The 18,751-nt window shown below is 53.2% G+C and carries 18 protein-coding genes; 16 read left to right on the top strand and 2 right to left on the bottom strand.

Features of this window, described 5'->3' with window-relative positions; all coding sequences use genetic code 11:
* Position 1 precedes the first annotated feature (1 nt).
* Entirely contained in the window at positions 2 to 163 is a 162-nt protein-coding gene (locus DNH61_RS26250) for a hypothetical protein (RefSeq protein ID WP_181438595.1), read from the bottom strand.
* 331 nt (positions 164 to 494) lie between these two features.
* Between DNH61_RS26250 and DNH61_RS05955 the strand changes: the two genes are divergently transcribed.
* From DNH61_RS05955 to DNH61_RS05915, 9 genes are all read left to right on the top strand, one after another.
* On the top strand, positions 495 to 701 hold the full coding sequence (locus tag DNH61_RS05955) for a hypothetical protein (RefSeq protein WP_111145751.1): 207 nt from the start codon (positions 495 to 497) through the stop codon (positions 699 to 701).
* A gap of 111 nt (positions 702 to 812) precedes the next feature.
* Positions 813 to 1,514 (top strand): ATP-binding cassette domain-containing protein, encoded by a 702-nt coding sequence (locus DNH61_RS05950; protein ID WP_111145750.1) that lies wholly within the window; start codon positions 813 to 815, stop codon positions 1,512 to 1,514.
* On the top strand, positions 1,511 to 2,851 hold the full coding sequence (locus DNH61_RS05945) for a hypothetical protein (protein WP_111145749.1): 1,341 nt from the start codon (positions 1,511 to 1,513) through the stop codon (positions 2,849 to 2,851). The genes DNH61_RS05950 and DNH61_RS05945 overlap by 4 nt, the downstream gene beginning before the upstream one ends.
* A 244-nt stretch (positions 2,852 to 3,095) precedes the next feature.
* A complete protein-coding gene (locus tag DNH61_RS05940; RefSeq protein ID WP_111145748.1) occupies positions 3,096 to 3,803 on the top strand; it encodes a response regulator transcription factor in 708 nt (235 codons plus the stop codon).
* Complete coding sequence (locus DNH61_RS05935) at positions 3,793 to 5,052, top strand: sensor histidine kinase (protein ID WP_111145747.1); 1,260 nt, start codon at positions 3,793 to 3,795, stop codon at positions 5,050 to 5,052. The genes DNH61_RS05940 and DNH61_RS05935 overlap by 11 nt, the downstream gene beginning before the upstream one ends.
* Before the next feature lie 233 nt (positions 5,053 to 5,285).
* The gene (locus tag DNH61_RS05930; protein ID WP_181438594.1) at positions 5,286 to 6,482 is read left to right on the top strand and encodes a polysaccharide deacetylase family protein; all 1,197 of its coding nucleotides are present in this window, start codon (positions 5,286 to 5,288) and stop codon (positions 6,480 to 6,482) included.
* Between the two features lie 62 nt (positions 6,483 to 6,544).
* Positions 6,545 to 7,237 (top strand): hypothetical protein, encoded by a 693-nt coding sequence (locus tag DNH61_RS05925; protein WP_111145745.1) that lies wholly within the window; start codon positions 6,545 to 6,547, stop codon positions 7,235 to 7,237.
* Complete coding sequence (locus tag DNH61_RS05920) at positions 7,230 to 8,933, top strand: GMC family oxidoreductase N-terminal domain-containing protein (protein WP_111145744.1); 1,704 nt, start codon at positions 7,230 to 7,232, stop codon at positions 8,931 to 8,933. Before DNH61_RS05925 ends, DNH61_RS05920 begins: the two co-directional genes overlap by 8 nt.
* Before the next feature lie 72 nt (positions 8,934 to 9,005).
* Positions 9,006 to 9,536, top strand: coding sequence for a DUF3231 family protein (locus DNH61_RS05915; protein ID WP_111145743.1), 531 nt, complete (start codon positions 9,006 to 9,008; stop codon positions 9,534 to 9,536).
* An 80-nt stretch (positions 9,537 to 9,616) separates the two neighbouring features.
* Here DNH61_RS05915 and DNH61_RS05910 read toward each other — a convergent pair whose 3' ends face one another.
* Positions 9,617 to 11,722, bottom strand: coding sequence for a glycoside hydrolase family 52 protein (locus DNH61_RS05910; RefSeq protein ID WP_111145742.1), 2,106 nt, complete (start codon positions 11,720 to 11,722; stop codon positions 9,617 to 9,619).
* A gap of 92 nt (positions 11,723 to 11,814) precedes the next feature.
* Between DNH61_RS05910 and DNH61_RS05905 the strand changes: the two genes are divergently transcribed.
* The 7 genes from DNH61_RS05905 to DNH61_RS05875 all read left to right on the top strand — a co-directional run bounded on the left by DNH61_RS05905 (position 11,815) and on the right by DNH61_RS05875 (position 18,569).
* Positions 11,815 to 12,834: an AraC family transcriptional regulator gene (locus tag DNH61_RS05905; protein ID WP_245947963.1), complete on the top strand. Its 1,020-nt coding sequence runs from the start codon at positions 11,815 to 11,817 to the stop codon at positions 12,832 to 12,834.
* Between the two features lie 64 nt (positions 12,835 to 12,898).
* On the top strand, positions 12,899 to 13,780 hold the full coding sequence (locus tag DNH61_RS05900) for a TetR/AcrR family transcriptional regulator (RefSeq protein WP_111145741.1): 882 nt from the start codon (positions 12,899 to 12,901) through the stop codon (positions 13,778 to 13,780).
* Positions 13,781 to 14,011: 231 nt separating this feature from the next.
* The gene (locus DNH61_RS05895) at positions 14,012 to 15,244 is read left to right on the top strand and encodes a cytochrome P450 (RefSeq protein WP_111145740.1); all 1,233 of its coding nucleotides are present in this window, start codon (positions 14,012 to 14,014) and stop codon (positions 15,242 to 15,244) included.
* A 133-nt stretch (positions 15,245 to 15,377) separates the two neighbouring features.
* Positions 15,378 to 15,788 (top strand): DUF6157 family protein, encoded by a 411-nt coding sequence (locus tag DNH61_RS05890; RefSeq protein ID WP_111145739.1) that lies wholly within the window; start codon positions 15,378 to 15,380, stop codon positions 15,786 to 15,788.
* A 55-nt stretch (positions 15,789 to 15,843) separates the two neighbouring features.
* Positions 15,844 to 16,305, top strand: coding sequence for a DUF6985 domain-containing protein (locus DNH61_RS05885; RefSeq protein WP_111145738.1), 462 nt, complete (start codon positions 15,844 to 15,846; stop codon positions 16,303 to 16,305).
* 621 nt (positions 16,306 to 16,926) lie between these two features.
* Positions 16,927 to 17,559, top strand: coding sequence for a LysE family translocator (locus DNH61_RS05880; protein ID WP_111145737.1), 633 nt, complete (start codon positions 16,927 to 16,929; stop codon positions 17,557 to 17,559).
* Positions 17,560 to 17,663: 104 nt separating this feature from the next.
* Complete coding sequence (locus DNH61_RS05875) at positions 17,664 to 18,569, top strand: DMT family transporter (protein ID WP_111145736.1); 906 nt, start codon at positions 17,664 to 17,666, stop codon at positions 18,567 to 18,569.
* Positions 18,570 to 18,751: the final 182 nt, after the last annotated feature.

Below are 18,751 nucleotides of genomic sequence, written 5' to 3'. Positions count from 1 at the left end.
CCTATCTGTTCTTCATAGGCTTGAGGACCAGCCTGCCGATGAGACCAACGATTGCCAATCCTGCAAAACTAAACATTAGGGTCTTGTACTCGTAGAAGAAGAAACGGGTTACGAGATAGCCAATGACGCCTATCATACCAATCAGTTCGAACCATTTCCGCATACCATTATCTCCCCTGTCGCCTAGTTTGATCGTTCATGGCCTTAACTATCTCTTTACGTTATCACACCTCCGATTTCACTACCTGAAATGTCTAACCACGTAAGCAATTATTATACTAAAATACATAAATTTCCTTGTCAAGCCGGATCCGGCCTTGTAAAACCGCGTTAAAACGAGCATTCATAAGGGGATTGGGAGGTTTTTTTCTACCATCTCTCTATAGGCTGAACTGCTAGACTTCGTATTTCCGAAATTGACGAGAGTGCTTGGGAATATTTATCATGTGAGTAAGGTAAAGCCAGGGACGCGAATATAAGGGAGGATTATCATAATGAGTGTTATTGCTAAGATTCTCGGTTATATCGCGAAACATGGTTCGAAGGCTTGGAACGTAATCAAGGGTGCACTGGGCTCCGCATGGTCCAGCTTCAAGGCTGCATGGGATCAAGGCTACTGGGCTGCTACGAAATGGCTGCTTGAGAAGTCGGCTTACGTGGACATCATCTATCAAGCTCTGAAGGCTGCATTCGGAGAATAAAAAAAACTTAGCGCAACGTACGCTAAGCACAAAAATGGGCAAGCAGTAAAATCAAAAACGCAGTCCCTGACTTTACCGACTTAATACTAATGATAAGGATTGAAGGATACGATGTCAACTACCGCGCAAGCTGTGCAGCCACTACTGGTCTCCGTCCAGCGGCTGTCCAAGAGCTACGGCAAGAAGCTGGTGCTCGATGCGATTGACTTCGAGATGCCGCAGGCTTCGATCTATGTTCTGACCGGTGCCAATGGAGCGGGTAAGAGCGTATTCCTGCAGTGCTTGCTTCATTATGAGACGATTGATTCAGGCCGGATCGAGATCGATGGGAGGCCCTTATCCGATCGATTGTATCTCCGCCGGAACACGTCATTGATATCCTCGGATCAGCAGCAGTTTATCGACCTGCTTACACCGGGCGAGTATTTTGCTTTCATCACTGATATCTATAATATACCCAGCTCTGCCACCCAGCGAATCAGGGATTGGGCGGAAGATCTCAATGTAAGCAAGGAGCTGGATACCTTAATTGCCAATCTGTCCTTCGGGACGAAGAAGAAAATCCAGGTGCTGGCCTCCATGCTTATTGCTCCCAAGCTGCTCGTATGCGATGAGATCTATGAAGGGCTGGATACCGATGCGGTTGCTTATATGCAGCGGCTGTTCCTGCAGCGCAAGGAGCAGGGGCTCGGAACGCTGCTGACGACGCATATTGCGGGCTACGGTCAGGATATTGCGGAGCGGACCTTCCGGCTGGCCAACCACCAAATTCACCCGGCTGATGAGCCGGAGTTAAGCAGAGGCTGCTTATGAACCTGTCGCTGTTTCGGCGTCTTCTACAGATAGCCTATGATGACCCGCAGGGAAGTATTCTCAAGCAGGCGGTCATTCATTTCATTATTTTTGCCATCACCTTCTCCCTGGTTGTGGCGGGATTCCGCAGCATGGGGATCGAACGGGTGATGGAAATCTACGTGTGGGTGCATTTTGTCATACACCTGATCTTCATTTTCTTCACGGCCGCAATTCTTCACAGCATGGATAAAATGATCGGCTTTATGAGCCATACGCCAGTCACGGCACCGGAAGTGTTTTACAAGGTATATGCAGCCGCGAGCTTTACACTATCTAACGGCGTAGAGTATGCGCTGATTCTGATCATTTTCTTCTCATTTGGAGCTGGACTGTGGGATGTTCTGACCTTCATATTTATATTGGAGGCTATGAGGTTTACAAGGGTATTCCTTGAATTTGTGCTGGCCTGGTTTAAGACGCTTACCAATGTGCGGCTGTATCTGTCAGCGGCTTTCTTCTTCGGCTTGCTGGCCTTCTTGATCTCCGTCAAACAGGGCAGATTTTCCTGGGAGATGCTAGACATGAATATGCTTCTGCAGTACAGCGTGCTGTGCTTGTTCGCAATCGGCATGATAACGGGACCCTATCTGGTCAACCGTCTGCTGATCATTCAGAAGAGAAGCCCCGAGCTGTATCTGTCCCTGACCAGACGGATCGGCAGAGCTTCCGGTGCATCGGCAGCCGCCTGGGGACTGCAGGCGCTCTACAGCATGCAGCTGATGAGAATGCTGCGGGACTCCGCCTATATTGGGCGATATGTACGGCTGTGCATTATCGTTGTGATTTTAACACTCGTAAATGTGATGTTCCTGCAGCAGTACGAGGAGACACCGGCCAGAACGCTGGTGGATCTGTCCTACATGGTGTGTATGGTATCTTATATCACCTACCAACTGGATTATGGGCTGGTCAAGCATTCGCATCTGGCGCAGTTTCCAATCAGAATGCGGCATGTCCAGGGGGCCATCGACTCGCTGCACGGCATGCTCCTGCTGATGTTTGCTCTCTTGATGGGCCTCGTAGAGATTCTGAGCAACCCGGCGACCTCTAGCCAGTGGATGGACGGATTGTCCGCCTTCGGCATCTTCTATTTGCTCAGCATCGGGATTCCCGTACCGGATTCGAAAATAAGCAGTTATCAAAAGCTGGGGCTCTACTTTCAATTCTTCTTCCTGTCTCTCCCCGTTAAGATAGCTTTCCAATATAATGTCTTGAACGATTGGTATATTCAGCTTGCCGTACTGCTGGCTGCGGGGCTGCTGCTCTATGTGCGCAAATACCGCAGGCTCAAGTAGCAGCTGACCATAGTGAAGGGGTGTCCTGTAAGTCATTATGACTTAGGGGTATCCCTTCTTTGCTGTGTGAACAGCAAGAAACCGCTGCTTTAAGCATTTCATAAGAATTTGTATAGACGGCTGTTAAGATTGCTGCGGTATAATCCCTGACGGAGGAAGCCAAAATTATGATTGCTTTATGGCCGGAATCGCTGCATAATGTTTCCATCCTTTATTTGACATAAGCAGGGGAGAAGCAACGTTTATGGCGGAAACAACAATTCTAATGGTAGATGATGAAGCGGAGATTATCCGGCTCATGGAGATTTATTTTAAGAATGAGGGATACAGGCTGCTCCAGGCAGGAGATGGGGTTGAGGCGCTGGAGCTGCTGCAGACGAACAGGGTGGACCTGATCGTGCTGGATGTGATGATGCCGAGAATGGACGGGCTGCAGGCCTGTATGCGGATCAGGGAGAACAATCACATTCCGATTATCATGCTGTCGGCGAAGAGTCAGGATATTGATAAAATATCGGGTCTCAGCATCGGAGCTGACGATTATGTGACGAAGCCGTTCAGTCCGCTGGAGTTAATTGCCCGGATCAAATCGCAGCTTCGCAGGTTCAATCATTTCAGCGGTGGCTCACAGGCGAATGCGAATGAAATTCAGATTGAAGATGTGGCCATTAATATCGCTTCGCACCGGGTGACGGTCGGTGAAGAGGAGATTAAGCTGACGCCCCGCGAGTTCGCGCTGCTCAAGATGCTTGCGGTCAACCGCGGAGTGGTGCTCAGTATGGACCGCATCTATGAAGAGGTCTGGAACGAGCCGTTCATGGATTCGAAGAACAGCGTCATGGTCCATATCCGGAAGCTGCGTGAGAAGCTGGAGAAGAATCCGCAGCAGCCGCGAATAATCAAGACCGTATGGGGCGTTGGCTACAAGGTTGAGGCCGATCATGCGAAATAAGGACTGGCTGTACACGATCAGGTGGCGGATGCTGCTGGTGTTCCTCGGCAGTCTCTCGATCACGGCGGTCGCCGTATACACCGGATACACGCTCAGCGAGCTGATTCTCAGTATGAAGGGACTGAACAAGCCGCTTGCCTGGATCATTAACTCGATTGGCTCCCTACCGGTCATGATTGCCGGAGGAATCGTCTTGTTCCTCGTAAGCTTCTTCTTGCTAAGCCGCCGGCTGGTCCAGGATTTGCGGAAGATTGAGCAGGGCTTGAAGGAGCTGTCGAACGGCAGGTTCGGGTATCAGGTGCCGGTCAAGTCGTATGATGAACTGGGGGCAGTGGCCGACAGCGTCAACCGCATGAGCGGACGGCTCGACCGTTATCTGCAAGGAATCACGCACGGTCTGCAGGAGATCGCAAGCGGCAACTTTGACTATGAGATACCGGTGCGCGACGGCAGCAAGCTGGGTGAGGTAGCGGACAGCATTAACAAGATGAGCAGGCAGCTTCACCGGTCCATCGAAGAGGAGCGCAATGCCGAGCGGACGAAGAATGACCTGATTACCGGTGTCTCGCATGACCTGCGGACGCCGCTCACCTCCATTCTGGGGTTCCTGGAGGTCATTGAAGAGGACCGCTATCAGGATGAGGTGGAGCTGCGGTATTTTATCTCTATTGCCTATGAGAAGTCGCTTGCCCTGAAGAAGCTGATTGACGACTTATTCGAATATACAAGAATTACGAACGGGCTGCCCCTGGAGCTTGGCGAGCTGGATATGGCGGGCTTCCTGCGCCAGCTGGCCGAGGAGTTCGTTCCAAGCCTGGAGAAGGCAGGCATGGTCTGCCGCGTGAATATCCTCGAGGAATATGAATCGGTGAAAATACTGGCCGACGGCGATCTGCTGGTCAGAGCCTACGAGAATCTGATGACCAATGCCATCCGCTATGGGCAGGCCGGCGGGGCTGTGGATATCGGGCTGTATCATGATAGCGGGGAGCTGGTCGTGACGGTGACCAATTACGGGGAACCCATCCCCGAGAAGGATCTGCCGTTCATATTCGACCGGTTCTACCGGGTGGAGCGTTCCAGATCGAAGGAGACGGGGGGCACCGGACTGGGACTTGCCATTACGAAGAGTATTATCGAGGTGCATGGCGGCCGTATTTCGGTTAGAAGCAGCAGAAAGGCGACCACCTTCGAAACCCGGTTTGCGGCGGTTCAAGGGGCTGTCATGACCAAAGAAGAGATTGCCTAGCGGCTGTTCCGTTCTTCGGGCTCCGGGTTTCTCTTGGTTTCAAAAGGATAACGGCACACTGGCAGTTCAAGCCGGTGTGTCTTTTGCGTGTTGATAAGCGCCATAAGGAGCTAGGGGCTAGCTGCCCGTAGTAATTATTCAGCAGTATTTAAGCGGTTGTTAAGGATTAGAGCCTCCGCCTGTTAAGATGCGGCTTCTATAATGGCTGCATGAGGGAAGGGGAGGAAATGACAATGCGCAATCGTTCCTATTGGAATAACTATCAGTGGGCCAGACTGCTTGTCCTGACGGTATTTCTTGCATCGGCCTGCGGAAGGGGAGAAGAGAAGCCGCTGACCATAACGGTGAACGGGAAGGAAGTGTCCCGGGCAGCTGCAGAGGTGGTGAACAACCAGGTGATGGTCCCGCTGGGTTTTCTGGAGGAGCATTTTCAAGTGAAGGCGGGTTGGTCGGAGAGCAGGCAGGAAGCTCCTGTTTACTATTCGGGGAAGGTGGCCGTGCTGATGTATCATCATGTTATGGATAAGCCGAATAAAGATGAGATTATCTCGACCGCTCAGTTCGAGAAGCAGATGGAGCTGCTGAAGACCAATGGATTTCACGTAATTGGGCTCAAGGAATACGCGGCCTTCAAGGTTGAAGGTGCCCCCGTGCCGGATAATGCGGTGCTAATCACCTTTGATGACGGCTATGAGTCCTTCTATAAGAAGGCATTCCCGATCTTGCAAAAATACGGCTACCCGGCCGTCAACTTCATTATCGTTGCAACCGCAGACCATCTGGATATTACCGGTGTCCCCAAGCTGACCTGGGACCAGATGCGCGAGTTGAAGGCTTCAGGGGTGGACTTCATGAGTCACACGTATGCCCTTCATGCTTATGGTTTCGTCAATGAGAAGGGCAAGAAGAAGCCGCTGACGACCGGGCATCTGTATCTGCCGGGCTACGGCCGCCAGGAGACGGATGAGGAGTATGCGGAGCGTGTAACAGAAGATCTTATGCTGGCTGAGAAGCGGCTTCGCGAGGAACTGGGCAACACCATCAGCGCGCTGTCCTTCCCTTATGGTGCTCATCATGAGGAGCTTCTGGCGGTTACTCGTAAGCTCGGCATCCGGCTGTTGTTCACCATACAATCCGGCCTGACCCTCCGTGATGAGCCGGCAGCGATGCGGATCAATGCAGGACGCTCGGTTGTATCGCCGGATGAGGTGATTGAGCGGTTGAAGCGGGCAGGCGGACTGCCGCTGACCATTACCATTGACGGCGTGCAGGAGGAATACTCGGTCGTCAGGATGGGAGCAGGGGATTCCGGTCCGCTCATTCCGCTAAGGGAGTTCTGCCGCAGGCACCAGGTGGAGATCCATTGGAACAAGCAGGCCAAGAAGGTGGAGCTCTTCACTCGGCAGATGGTTACAGAATCCCGAACATAGCTGCAGCTGTCCCTTCATATAATGAATGGATAAGAGGAGACGTATGTGCCCGGGGGGATGTTATGTTCGGGGAAAATCGCAGCATTACGGGGTCAGTACGTTCACAGCGGGGAGCTCTTGCGGACTCTTATACGCGGGCCGTCTTTCGAGCAGCTGCGGACGCTATCCTGCCTCCCGTATGGTACTGCCATCCGCTGTACGGATGGGTACGGATACCGGGGGCAGCGGAATGTACGGCTGATTTATATGTCATCAGCAATCTTGATTTCTCGCAATATATACCGATCGATGCCGAACGTCCGGTTTTGCGCTTATCAACTGCGACAGCCCTGCTTCTGGACCAGGGGACAGAGAAGCTTCTGGCGGTGCACCCGGCACTGGCGGGGCAATCTGGCTTGAGTTTGCAGGGAACCGGGCTCTTCTCTCAGCTTTCCAGGTCGGGCAGGCTGGCTGTGATTGAGCTTCTGGACCGGCTTGAAGTAGATCTTGGCAGCGCTCCACCGCCATTTACGGATAATCCCGGACTAGTCCGAACAATTATGAATTCGCTGAACCAGCTGACCATGTTCGGCTATTACTCGGAATGGCTGGCCTATGGCTGGACCAGGCTTCTGCCGCCGAATGACAGACAGCTGTCCGGATGGCCGCTCAGCTGGCATCTGATCGGGTACCCGGGCCCTGCTTACGGCTACCGGGGTTTGCGCGGCTATATGCTGCCGCCCCAGCTTGCCAGTGCGGAGAATGCCTATGCGTGATCCTGATGTCATTGTCATTGGCGCGGGTGGCGGAGGAGCGGTAATGGCCAAAGAGCTCGGCGAAGCGGGCCTGCAGGTGCTCGTGGTTGAGGCGGGTCCCTGGTACGGCAACAGCAGGTGGCCCGAACCGAATGGGGAGCGCGGCGGGAGCAGCAGTGGTGATCCGGCCGATCTGGATATTAGTCTGCTGAGGAGCCAATACGTTAAGCTGGAAAATGAGATGAACGATCTCATTACAGGCCGCTTCCGGTGGGGACCGGCAGACAGAGGGCGAGCCCCCTGGTTCCGCAACGTGGTGCAGAGGGGTTATATTTGGCAGGCTGCCGGGGTCGGCGGCACAACCCAGACTTATCTGTCCAACTCGCCCCGCGCTTACCCTGCCGCGATCGGGAAGGACTGGCCCATATCTTACCGGGAACTGATTCCCTATTATGAACGGGTGGAAGCAACGCTTCCGGTAGCATTCGCTCCGACTACAGCGAAGGAGGAGCTGTTCTATTACGGGGCAAGCCGGGCTGGTTGGGAGCTGATTCCCACCTTGAATGTGACCCGGCCGGGATTCCGGCCGCAGCCGAATGCAATTTTACCTCCGAACCCGAAGCTCATGGACCCGCGTTATACGCTGGAAGAGCTCTCCCGGATGGAGGGCTGTACGCTTGCCGGACACTGCCTCAACGGCTGTCCGCATGGCCCCTCCGTTGACAAGGCAGCCAAACGGTCGACTCTGGTCAGTTATATTCCGCTGGCTTTGAAGACCGGGAATGTACAGATTATGCCGAATTCGTATGTAATGAAAGTTATAACAGAGAGAACAGGCGGATTGAGGACGGCGGGTGTCATCGTGAGAAATACCTGGAGCGGTGAGCTTCAGGAGATTCGTTCGCGCGTGGTTGTCATGGCAGCCGGTTGTGTGGAATCCCCGCGATTGTGGCTGAACTCAGGACTGCCGGCCAATTCATGGGTGGGCAAAGGGCTGACCAATCACTGTATGGATTGGGTGACGGGAATATTCGACGAGCACGTTCTTGCGCGCATATTGGGAAGTGGAGAGATTAATCCGTTCATCGGGCATACCTCCGGCTGCCGGTTCGATTACCCGGGGCTGGGAACGGTTCAGGTATCCGGCCAAAGTCCGGGCCTGACCTCGTCCATGAGCTACGGCATCAGCCAATCCGGTTATAATCCCTTCCTCCTTGATACGGCACACGGGCTGCCTGGAGTTTCACAGGGACGGATAGCGGGAGCGGCACTGCAGCAGCTGATGATCAGCTACCGTCGGTCGCTCAGCCTAGTTATCTTCACGGATGATGAAGTAGACCCGCGTAACGGGATCGCCGCAGATCCTGTAAACAGGGATGAACATGGGCCAGTCCCTCGGGTAAGCTATGTCCCGACAGCGAGGACTATGCAGAAGAGGGAGCAGCTGATCCGCATAGCTATCGATATTCTAAGGCAGGCCGGCGCGAGGGAAATTATCCGCATTAATTGGCCGGATGCACTGATGATCCATATGCAGAGCACCATGCGGATGGGCCATGTGGTGGACATGAACGGGGAGGCTTATCAGGTGAAGCGTCTGTTTATCGCGGACAACAGCATGCTCTGCAATGGGCTGGGGGGGGCGAATCCGACTCTGACGACACAGGCGCTGGCTGTAAGGACGGCAGAGAAGATACAGGCTGGCTATTTTTCCTGAAGATGGCTTGGTAAAGGAATAATGAGGGAATTAGTAAGCCATAGTAAAGGGAAAAACAGGAGCTGGTAATCAATGAATCTGCTGGAAACCATTAAGGATGCGTTTAAGCCTCTGATGAACGGTGAGAAGCCGCCGCTGCAAGTTGGGGAAGTCATGAACTTGTGGTTCTATCTAACGGCCACTGACCAGACCATGAGGGGTGAAGAGGTTTCGTATAACACGGCGCAGGATCCGGAGCTGAAAGAAGCGGTTAAGGACGTGCTGGATAATGTGCATGGGCCAATCCATAAGGAGCTGCATGATTTTTTGCGGGATGAGGGGGTTGAGCTGCCCGTTACAACGTCCCCCAAGCCGCTGGAGCCATACAAGCTAATCCCTGAAGGGGCCAAGATGACGGATGACGAGATTGCGAATCTGCTTGTATTTAATCTGACGCTTGGCATTCAGTCAGCCTGTCAGGGTCTCGTTCAATCCACCAGGGCAGATGTAGGCATGATGTTCTCCCGTTACCAGATGATGAAGATTACCATGTCCATCAAGATGAAGGATTTAATGGGGCGCAAGGGCTGGCTGCGTGTTCCGCCTCCATACAACAAGCATTAGCGGCCGGAAGTTACACCAGGTTGTTCAAGCAGAACAGAAGTCCCTCCGCAATTAGCGAAGGGACTTCTGGACTTGCAAGGCTATTCCTTCAGCCACAATATGCTGGTGACACCGCGCGGGTAGTACTTGCTCGCCGTAATAACGCCCGCCACAATCTGATCGCTCCAGCTCCAGTAGGAGTGCTCGGGATGGGTGAGCCAGCCGACATGCGCTGCATCCGCCGCGCGACCGGTCTCATCCCACTCGAAGCCGAGAAGCTTCCGGGCGATGAACTGGCAGAGATAGATCTTGCTGAGCCACGAATTATCGCTTGTCGAAGACAGCTTCCAGCCGCCGTCCTGGAACAGGCATACATCCGGCACGACGACGGTCTCATAATGTCTGCGAAGCGCACGGATATATTCGCCGTACGGCCCGTCTTCCTGTAACGCTTCCGGACAACCGGTAACATGAGGGAAAATAAGCCCTTCGATTGCCGGAATGATCTTCGAATCGTTGCCGTTCTCCAGAACGGCCGGAATGTACCCTCCCTCTGTGACATGGGCTGTCAGGGTCGCCGCACATCTGGCAGCCTGTTCAGCAGCCTGTACAGCCAGCTCTTCACGACCATTCTCCCGGAAAATTTTCTCCATCGCCACATAGGATGCCCAGCACTTGCCCGCAAGATAAATATTGTTGCGCGCCTGACCGAGAGAGATATCCAGACTGTCGTAGGTCGTGATCTCCGCTCCGCCCATCGTGCGGCTGCTGTCCAGGCTCATAATGCCAGTGCGCTTCTCAGGGTCCGGATGGTCCCGGTTCAGCATGCTCTCGAAGCACGCTTCGAAGATGCCCAGATTTCGGTTCAGCCATTCGTTATCCTTCGTGTGTTCAACATAAGTGGCTGCTGTTAGCAGCCAATTGACCAGCTGCTCGTGAGTCATATGCGAGAAGCAGTCATCAATGCCGTAGCATTCGTAAGAGGAATGCTGCGGCCGCGAGAACGTGTTGGCGACGCCCATGTCATGCGTGAAGCTGATTCCGCCCGGGTACTCGGTATCATCGCCAGGGAACCGGACCGTGTCGCGGTAGCTGTAGCGGCTGGTGAACAGATCAAGCTCATTCTTGACTGTCCACGGGTTCATCTCCAGCTCGAAGAACAGCTGATCGACCGTCAGATCGAACGTGTTCATCATCCGGTACTCGCCCTCGTTAACCACCCATACTGCTTCGCCGTCGCGCTCCAGCATCTGCGTGCAGCCATAATAGCTGCGGATCGCATGAGCCAGCATGAATTGCTGGTCTTCGCTGAGCTTGGAGCTGCCGATCCATTCATCCGCCTTGCGTGCGGCAGCGGCAATCTCATCGTAATGCTCCCACGCATAGGCGGCAGCGGCTTCGATATCTTTGAAGTAGCGGGCATAGTAATAGGAGGTATCCATCCCGGCTGTTACGAGGCCTGCCCGGTGGAAGCAGATGACGAAGCGGAAGGTCTGGATTTCGCCCGCCGGCACATCCATCATCAGTGCGGCTGTACCGCCAAGGCCGAAGGTCCAGTTTTCCTTAAATTCCGTCTTGAGAATGTTCTCCATGCTGAAGCCCTGTGCCGATACGACTCGATCATCCTTGGTGGCAATCGCCGTGTTTCGCCCCTGGCCGACACCATTCATCATGCCGCCTGTTGTATCCCGCAGATGCCGCATGGAGCTGTATGGATCGTTGCCCTCATAGCCGAAGAAAGCCCGCTTAGCCTTACTGCCTTTGCGGTTGTCAATCGTCAGCTCAGCCAGCACAGCCGGGACAAGCGCGAGCTTAAGCTCCTCGTCAGAAGCTGTGGCCGGGTCCGGAACGGAACGAACCTGTGAGTAGAGGGTGAAGGTCATGCAGCCCGAGCGAAGCGTGTCCGTACCTACCGCAAATTCGCGGGTGATGTCCTTCAAGGGAATAGGCAAAATCAGGTCATTCTTCGCCTGCTCCTTCTCCTGGGTTGCGGTATAGCGCAGGCTTTCGTCTGTGCCGCCGGAGAAGAAGGGGAATGCCTCATAGCCGGTGCCGTCTTCCCGTTCTGCCCCGATATAGACCTTCTGGTTAGGAGGGGCTCCCCGCTCCAGATCAAACCCGCCGCTTGCGCCGGGGAATCCTAATGTAAAACTGGCGAAGGCGCCAATCGGACTGTGATGTGCGTTAAAGAACATATTCTTAGCCATTTGCAGCCATCCTTTCATATCGGAAGTTTGGGATATCGACTAGTTATGTATACATCGTAGCTGATTTGACCTGGTGGTGACATGGGGGATTCGTGAAGGAATTTACCCATATCGTGCATTCCGGTCTCACAGCCGTTATACTAATGGTAAATGTTCAGTTTACGGCTAATGTAACCGATTACCTGATAACGGGGGAGGAAGTCAACTTGAATCAATCTGAACTGCCTGACGGCAAGCTTAATACCTTGGTGCATACCGAGCTTCCTTCCCTGGAATCAACGGTGAAGCTGTTCGCTTCCCACTATCGCCTGGTAGCTCCCGACTGGAGCTATCCGGAGCATACGCATCCGCTGTTCGAGATCAATCTGGTGACCGAAGGGGCCCAGCTGATGCGGGTGAATGGGGCAGAGCACCTTATGGAGGCCGGGGACCTGCTCATTATTCCGCCGAATCAGGCTCATGAGAGCAGGGTGGCCGCCGGTGAGCCGATGGGGTACTTCTGCCTGCACTTTGACAGTGATGACAAGCCGTTCCGGCAGATGCTGATGCGCACGAGGCTTGTGTTTCCGGCGGATTCCAGGCTGAACGGCATGATCCGCCCGGCGCTGGACAAGCTGATGGAATTGTCGAAGCATAACGGTCCGTTCCTGTTAAGCCAGAGGATGCAGGCACTCTCGTCGATGTTTGAGCTGTTTGCTGCCCTTGGCGACATGCTGTCGGAGGAGGGGGAGGGCGGGGCGAACCTGTCCGGCCAAGCGATGGAGATGGCGGGAGCCATGGCCGGCATGATTGAACGGGCGGTTCAGGAGGCGGAAGGGGATTCCGCGTCAGCCGAGCAGCTGCTTATTGCCGATATTGCAAGTGAGCTGGGCTACAGCTCCTCGTACTGCAACCGGATTTTCCACCTTGTGTACGGGATGTCACCGCGGCAGTACCTGTCCTCCCTGAAGCTGAAGCAGGCCCGGCTTCTGCTGCTGGATCACAGGCTGTCCATTGAGCAGATCGCCTTCAAGCTCGGCTACCGGGACATCTCGCATTTCAGCAGGCAGTTCAAGAGGTGGACAGGCGTGCCGCCCAGCCGCTACAGGCAGTATTATTCCAGCGGCGGATAGCGACGGGCTTATGCTGTTTTTCATTCTGGGGATTTAAGCTAAAGGTCAGACGAGGGGGCTGTGCATGAGCAAACGCAGGCAATTATTATTGGATACCGCCCTTGCGCTGTTTATCGAGCATGGATATGCGAATACAACGGTTCAGATGATACTGGATAAGTCAGGGGTATCGAAGGGGACATTTTATAAGTTCTTCCATTCCAGGGATGACTGCTTCACTGCGATACTGGAGGATCAGCTGCAGGAGGAGATTGCGATCAGGCAGCAGCTCGAAAGCCGCAGCTACGCATCTGATTATGAACGGCTGGTGGACCAAATCGCCATTCCGATGTCGCTGCCTGATAAGGAGCGGATATGGGGATTGTACTGGACAGGCTTCCATTCGGGGGAGATTGATTCGGTGAAACTGGCGCGCGTACAGCTGAAATGGCTGTCTGAACGGTTCGTTCAGCTGTATGGTGAAGCAATTAGGCCCTATGCTTATGAAGGCGTGATCCTGTTCTACGGGATGCTGTACCAGATTGGCAATACGTGGAGAAGCTTTAAAGGCGAGGGGCCCGACTGGAAAGAAGCTGCGGCCAAAGTGCTAAATTACGTCGAAGTGCTGCTTAACACAATGCGGGAGAGGAAAGAGCATCTGTTTGACTACAGCACTCTGTCCCAAATCAGCTCGCGCGAGGATGTGAAGGCAGCGGACAAGGGGGCGCTGATTGCAGGGGTTCAAGAGTTCAATCAAACCGTTCAAAAATCTTCGGTATCTTCAGCAGCCAAGGATATATCCAAGGGGCTTCTGGCACTGCTGGAGGAAAATGAGCTGAATGTCACACTTGCAGGTGTAGCCGTAAACGCGTTCCAGGAAGCCTTCGAACCCAGCCCGTTTCGTTCCGATGCAGGGAGAGTAGCCAGAGCGTGCTGGTGGTATTTGGAGCAAGTTAAGCACGATTAGATAAGAATCTGCATATATCCGGGACGGCCGACAGCAATGTCGGCTTTTTTTTGCAGGAATCTAATTGCATTGAACTAGTTGTATAGTAATGGATTCTGTGTAATGCAAGTTTTTATTAATGATGATTAAGTCCAATGTCAATAAATATACGACTAGTATAAAATAGTAAATGCAAATGGCGTTTATACTCGGCAGCGCGAAATATCGATCAATTGGGAGGAGCCTTACGTTATGAATCAGGGACTTATATCCATCCAAGACATCACACAATTCAGATCTAGAGCTGAAGAGTTTTTCCCGCTGGAATGGTACAAGAGAATGCTGCATGATAACCCTGTCTCCTATCATCAAGAGACGGATACCTGGAATGTGTTCAGATATGATGATGTGAAGCAGGTGCTGAGCAACCATGAATTTTTCTCGGCAGAAGGCTCAAGAACGACGATTTCTGTAGGTGCGAGCAACAGCGAAGGCACAATCCCGGAGAAGATCAGTATCACGACCATGGACCCGCCCCGGCATCAAAAATACCGCTCCCTGATGTCGTCGGCTTTTACGCCCCGCAGCCTGAAAAGCTGGGAGCCGCGCATCGCTCAGGTCGCTGGCAGACTTGTCGATGAGATGGAGGCAAATACCGCCGTTGATATTGTCCAGTCGCTGGCCGGTCCGCTTCCCGCCATGGTTATGGCTGACCTGTTAGGTGTTCCCGGAGATGAAAGTCATCTGTTCAAGGGCTGGGTGGATGTCCTGTTCCAGCCGTACGGCAAGGAGGACGGGCAGGAGCTGGACATTAAGAAACAAGAGGCAGCCAAAGCGTATTTTCAGTACCTGTATCCCATTGTTGTTCAGAAACGGTCAAACCCGGAAGAAGATATTATCTCGGATTTACTGGAAGTGGAGCTGGAGGGGGAGCGCTTTACCGATGATGAGGTCGTGAAGACTACCATGCTCTTGTTAGGGGCGGGCATCGAAACAACGAGTCACATGCTCTCCAGCACCTTCTACTCCTTGCTGCATGATGATAAGTCCCTCTATGAACAGCTGCGGCACGAACTGGAGCTTGTCCCCAAGGCCGTAGAAGAGATGCTGCGCTACCGGTTCCATGTCTCCAAACGGCATCGTACCGTCAAGCAGGATAACGATTTGTTGGGAGTGCCGCTCAAGAAGGGTGATGTGGTGATTGTTTGGATGAGTGCTGCCAACATGGATGAGAGCATGTTTGAACGCCCATTTGAGCTCGACATTCACCGGCCGAACAACAAGAAGCATCTATCCTTTGGGACCGGGGCGCATTTTTGTCTAGGTGCCCCTCTGGCACGGCTGGAGATGAACATTGCGCTGACGGCATTCCTGCAGCGGTTCTCCCGTATTGAACCGGCCGAGCCCTTCGACTTGGAGGCCAATCTGGCGGCCTCTGCCCCCGGGCAGTCCCTGACCCATCTGCCAATGAGAGTTATAGAGTAAACAGTTTATACCGACACTAGTCCATTTGGGGCTGGTGTCTCTTTGTTTTGTTTATCGAGTCTAACTATAATAGGTGTGTTGGCTCTCTCTACCTATGGTATTGTGGAGACTTGTCCGATCTAGGAGGCACGGTATGACAGACAACAATTACTATGGCACCTTTATTCAAGTTGCCGACGATTGCCCTGTAACGGCAGCCGAAGTCCCGAAGACAAAAGGCAGCGCACGAACGGTAGCTGTGATGCAGTATGATATGATTGTAAACTACCCCTATCAATACACTCAGGAAGACATACTGTTTGAAATATTTGCGGCCCGTACGGGCATAGCGGAAGGGAACCAATCGTCTGAGCGCGAGAAGTTCTTTTCCAAAGGCCAGCCCTGTCTGCGCACCTCACCATTAGCCAAACGTTACGGGTGGGGCATTCACTTTGATGATCAGGGAAAAGCGGCGCTGTATGCAGTCGAATCAGCAGATTATGAACGGCTTAAACACACCCCAGGCATCAAACAGGTTAAAGCGATGAGGTCGAGCCGCGGCTAGATCGTAGAAATTAGTAGCTAACTGTATAACCTTGTTGACAAGGAGGCATCTGAAAATGTTGAAAAATGTGCAGCACATAGACGGCGAGCTTGAGGGTGAATTTTACTGCAAACTGTTCGCGAGAGAAGTGCGGTTTATGGCAGAGCAAGGGGCAGGGACTGATTATATTGAGCAATGTGTGTCCTATCTGAATTCACTGCGGGAGGACGTCGTGGAGGCTTTGTGTGAGGCGTCCATCCGATACTGCAATGAGTTTCTTGATGATATCGGTGAAGAGATGATTCAATTTACGAAGCCTGCAGACGTACTGAAGCTTGTAGATCCTAACATTCTTATTGTCCCTGATCCAGAAGGCAGGACAGAGCCTGTTGTCCATATGGAACTGGACTGCGAGTGGGAGATCGAGCATGGTATGGAGTGGGTGGTCCGGGGTGACCAGGTACTGTATGTAGGATCGTTCAACAGCGAGAACCCGTGGGGTGATTATGCGGAGAAGGACAGCTGGAACTACGCCTAGCGGAGTCCAAGCAGATTGAGATAGACTATACTATATACATAAGTGAATATGCCCGCGGCTTCAGTCAGACTAGCTGAATTCCGAGTGTGTGGGGCGGTGTCGGAAGCTGAATGCGTATGTGGGGTACCGGACGCTTGGTGCGGATGCTAGGGATCAAAAGCCTGCAAATGTGCATGAATTTATCCAGGGTTTGAGTGGGTACCCGAAATACCTGCGATAATGCAGGTTTTTTCCTCCTCTAAGCCCAAGTTGGGCTGCGATGGAAGAAATACCTGCACATATGCAGGTATTTACCTTCAGCAGGTCTGAATGTCCGGAAATTCCTGCACTATAGCAGGTTTTTTGTCCAATTGGGATGCGTCTGTGAGCGCACGAATGGGTATAAGCCGCACAACTGGCTATAGAGACGCAGCCGGACACAGCCGTGCAGCCGGACACAACCGTGCACAACAAATATAGCCGCGCAACTGCACAGTCGGCCTTAGCTAGCCATAGCCGGGCAATCGGCCACAGCCGGGCAATCGGCATCAGCTGGCACAATCGGCACAGCCGGCCACAGCCGCACAGTCGACACAGTCGGCCACAGCCGCACAGCCAGATTTATAAGAAAGGAGCTGCAGCATGCTCGACGCAGCGTCGTTGTTATTTTTTATCGGTACATCCATTCTGCTGATTATCATTCCGGGCCCTGACCTGATCTTCACGGTTACGCAGGGGATGACGAATGGGCGGAGGGCCGGGGTCATGACTGCCCTCGGACTCAGCCTGGGCAACATCATCCACACCTTGGCGGCCGTTCTCGGCTTGTCGCTGATCATTCAGACGTCTGCCGTAGCTTTTACCATCTTCAAAACACTGGGAGCCCTGTATCTGTTCTATATGGCCTTCCAAGCAATCAGACACCGGAAGGAGCAGCTGCAGCCGGACAGCCGCCCGGAGCAGAGCAGACAGACGAAAGGCCTCTTCCTGCGCGGCGTATTGATGAACATACTTAACCCGAAGGTGGCGGTCTTCTTCCTGACCTTCCTGCCGCAGTTCATTGACTACCAGACGGGCTATGTTCCGCTGCAGATGTTTTTGCTGGGTCTTGTTTTTATCGTGCTTACGGCTGTTATTTTTGGGCTGCTGGGATACTTCGCTGGAAGCTTCCGTGACCGGCTGTTCGGGAGGCCGCGGTTTAGCGAGTTTATGAACATAGCCGCTGCAAGCATATTCCTCGGTCTGGGCATCAAGCTGCTGACCACCAAGCCTTAAACCGTAAGGCGGCCTTCTGGCATAGAAAGAGTTCTTGTCCCCACAAGCAGCCAATCTTGCGAAGAGGTTTGCCCGTATCTTGTTCAACATGGAAAGGACTAGTCATGCGAGGCGCTAATCAAAATCTTCCCGTTCATCCCTATCTTCTCCTCACGATCAGTATTCTGGCGGTTGCTGCATCGTCGATCATGATCAAGTCTTCCGCCACGCCCCCGTCGGTTGCAGGGATGTACAGACTGTTCATAACGGTGTGCATCCTGCTGCCTTTCGTCCCCTGGACAAGCATCAGGACCCTGTCCCTCAGCCTGAAGGAATGGATCGTTGTCCTGTCAGCGGGAGCAGCGCTCGGGCTGCATTTTCTATTCTGGATGGAATCGCTGTCGTACACCTCCGTGGCAAGCTCGCTTGTCATTCTGACGCTGCAGCCGTTCTTCGTGATGGTTGGGGCTTATTTTCTCTTCAAGGAGCGCATCACCGTCCGCATCACCCTATGTATGCTGACCGCTATTGCAGGCTCCATTGTAATTGCCTGGGGCGACATTGGCGTATCGCGGGAGGCCTTGATTGGGGATGGCTTATCCCTGTTGGGCACGATCGCCATATCCCTGTACCTCCTGGCAGGGCAGCGGGTAAGCCGCAGAATCCCTGCGAACTTATACAGTGTCATCGTGTTTGCCGTCGGCGGTACAGTTATGCTGATCTATAGTGCTGCAAAAGATTATCCGCTCATCAGCTATGCTCCCTCTGACTGGGTGTATTTCGCTATGCTCGCTGTGATACCGACTGTGTTCGGACATTTCATATTCAACCTGCTGCTGCGTTCGATTGGCGCGACTGCTGTGTCCGTGGGGGTTATCGGTGAACCTGTACTGGCGACGATTCTGGCATACTTCATCCTCGGCGAGGCGCTTGGAGGCTCACAGCTTGCAGGCGGGGCGCTGACCTTGCTTGGGATGGGGACTTACTTCTGGCTGAAGGCCAGCCGCAAGTCGTCTTCGCTTCGTGCTTGACAATTCATTCACCTGTTCCTATAATAATGAACACTTTTGGCCAAAGGTGATTTTGATTAACCGGCTGGTTAATCATCTCGTCAGGAGCGATTGGCATGGGAACGGAACACGACTATGTATTTGACAAAATTTATAAGCAGTGGATCGAAGACAATCTGGCGGCAAGCCAGAACAGCACTAAG

Origin of the sequence: Paenibacillus sambharensis, from assembly GCF_003233845.1 — a bacterium.
In the GTDB taxonomy this organism is placed as follows: domain Bacteria; phylum Bacillota; class Bacilli; order Paenibacillales; family Paenibacillaceae; genus Paenibacillus_I; species Paenibacillus_I sambharensis.
Note: the sequence above shows the minus strand (reverse complement) of the source record. Positions and strands in the feature narration are given on the sequence as shown.

Excerpts from the sequence above, each read along its gene's own strand:
- DNH61_RS05885 (WP_111145738.1), top strand. The coding sequence starts at position 15,844 with ATGTTGAAAAATGTGCAGCACATAGACGGCGAGCTTGAGGGTGAATTT.
- DNH61_RS05915 (WP_111145743.1), top strand. The coding sequence starts at position 9,006 with ATGAATCTGCTGGAAACCATTAAGGATGCGTTTAAGCCTCTGATGAAC.
- DNH61_RS05935 (WP_111145747.1), top strand. The coding sequence starts at position 3,793 with ATGCGAAATAAGGACTGGCTGTACACGATCAGGTGGCGGATGCTGCTG.
- DNH61_RS05930 (WP_181438594.1), top strand. The coding sequence starts at position 5,286 with ATGCGCAATCGTTCCTATTGGAATAACTATCAGTGGGCCAGACTGCTT.
- DNH61_RS05940 (WP_111145748.1), top strand. The coding sequence starts at position 3,096 with ATGGCGGAAACAACAATTCTAATGGTAGATGATGAAGCGGAGATTATC.
- DNH61_RS05945 (WP_111145749.1), top strand. The coding sequence starts at position 1,511 with ATGAACCTGTCGCTGTTTCGGCGTCTTCTACAGATAGCCTATGATGAC.
- DNH61_RS05955 (WP_111145751.1), top strand. The coding sequence starts at position 495 with ATGAGTGTTATTGCTAAGATTCTCGGTTATATCGCGAAACATGGTTCG.
- DNH61_RS05950 (WP_111145750.1), top strand. The coding sequence starts at position 813 with ATGTCAACTACCGCGCAAGCTGTGCAGCCACTACTGGTCTCCGTCCAG.
- DNH61_RS26250 (WP_181438595.1), bottom strand. The coding sequence starts at position 163 with ATGCGGAAATGGTTCGAACTGATTGGTATGATAGGCGTCATTGGCTAT.
- DNH61_RS05895 (WP_111145740.1), top strand. The coding sequence starts at position 14,012 with ATGAATCAGGGACTTATATCCATCCAAGACATCACACAATTCAGATCT.
- DNH61_RS05890 (WP_111145739.1), top strand. The coding sequence starts at position 15,378 with ATGACAGACAACAATTACTATGGCACCTTTATTCAAGTTGCCGACGAT.
- DNH61_RS05920 (WP_111145744.1), top strand. The coding sequence starts at position 7,230 with ATGCGTGATCCTGATGTCATTGTCATTGGCGCGGGTGGCGGAGGAGCG.
- DNH61_RS05875 (WP_111145736.1), top strand. The coding sequence starts at position 17,664 with ATGCGAGGCGCTAATCAAAATCTTCCCGTTCATCCCTATCTTCTCCTC.
- DNH61_RS05910 (WP_111145742.1), bottom strand. The coding sequence starts at position 11,722 with ATGGCTAAGAATATGTTCTTTAACGCACATCACAGTCCGATTGGCGCC.
- DNH61_RS05900 (WP_111145741.1), top strand. The coding sequence starts at position 12,899 with ATGAGCAAACGCAGGCAATTATTATTGGATACCGCCCTTGCGCTGTTT.
- DNH61_RS05880 (WP_111145737.1), top strand. The coding sequence starts at position 16,927 with ATGCTCGACGCAGCGTCGTTGTTATTTTTTATCGGTACATCCATTCTG.
- DNH61_RS05925 (WP_111145745.1), top strand. The coding sequence starts at position 6,545 with ATGTTCGGGGAAAATCGCAGCATTACGGGGTCAGTACGTTCACAGCGG.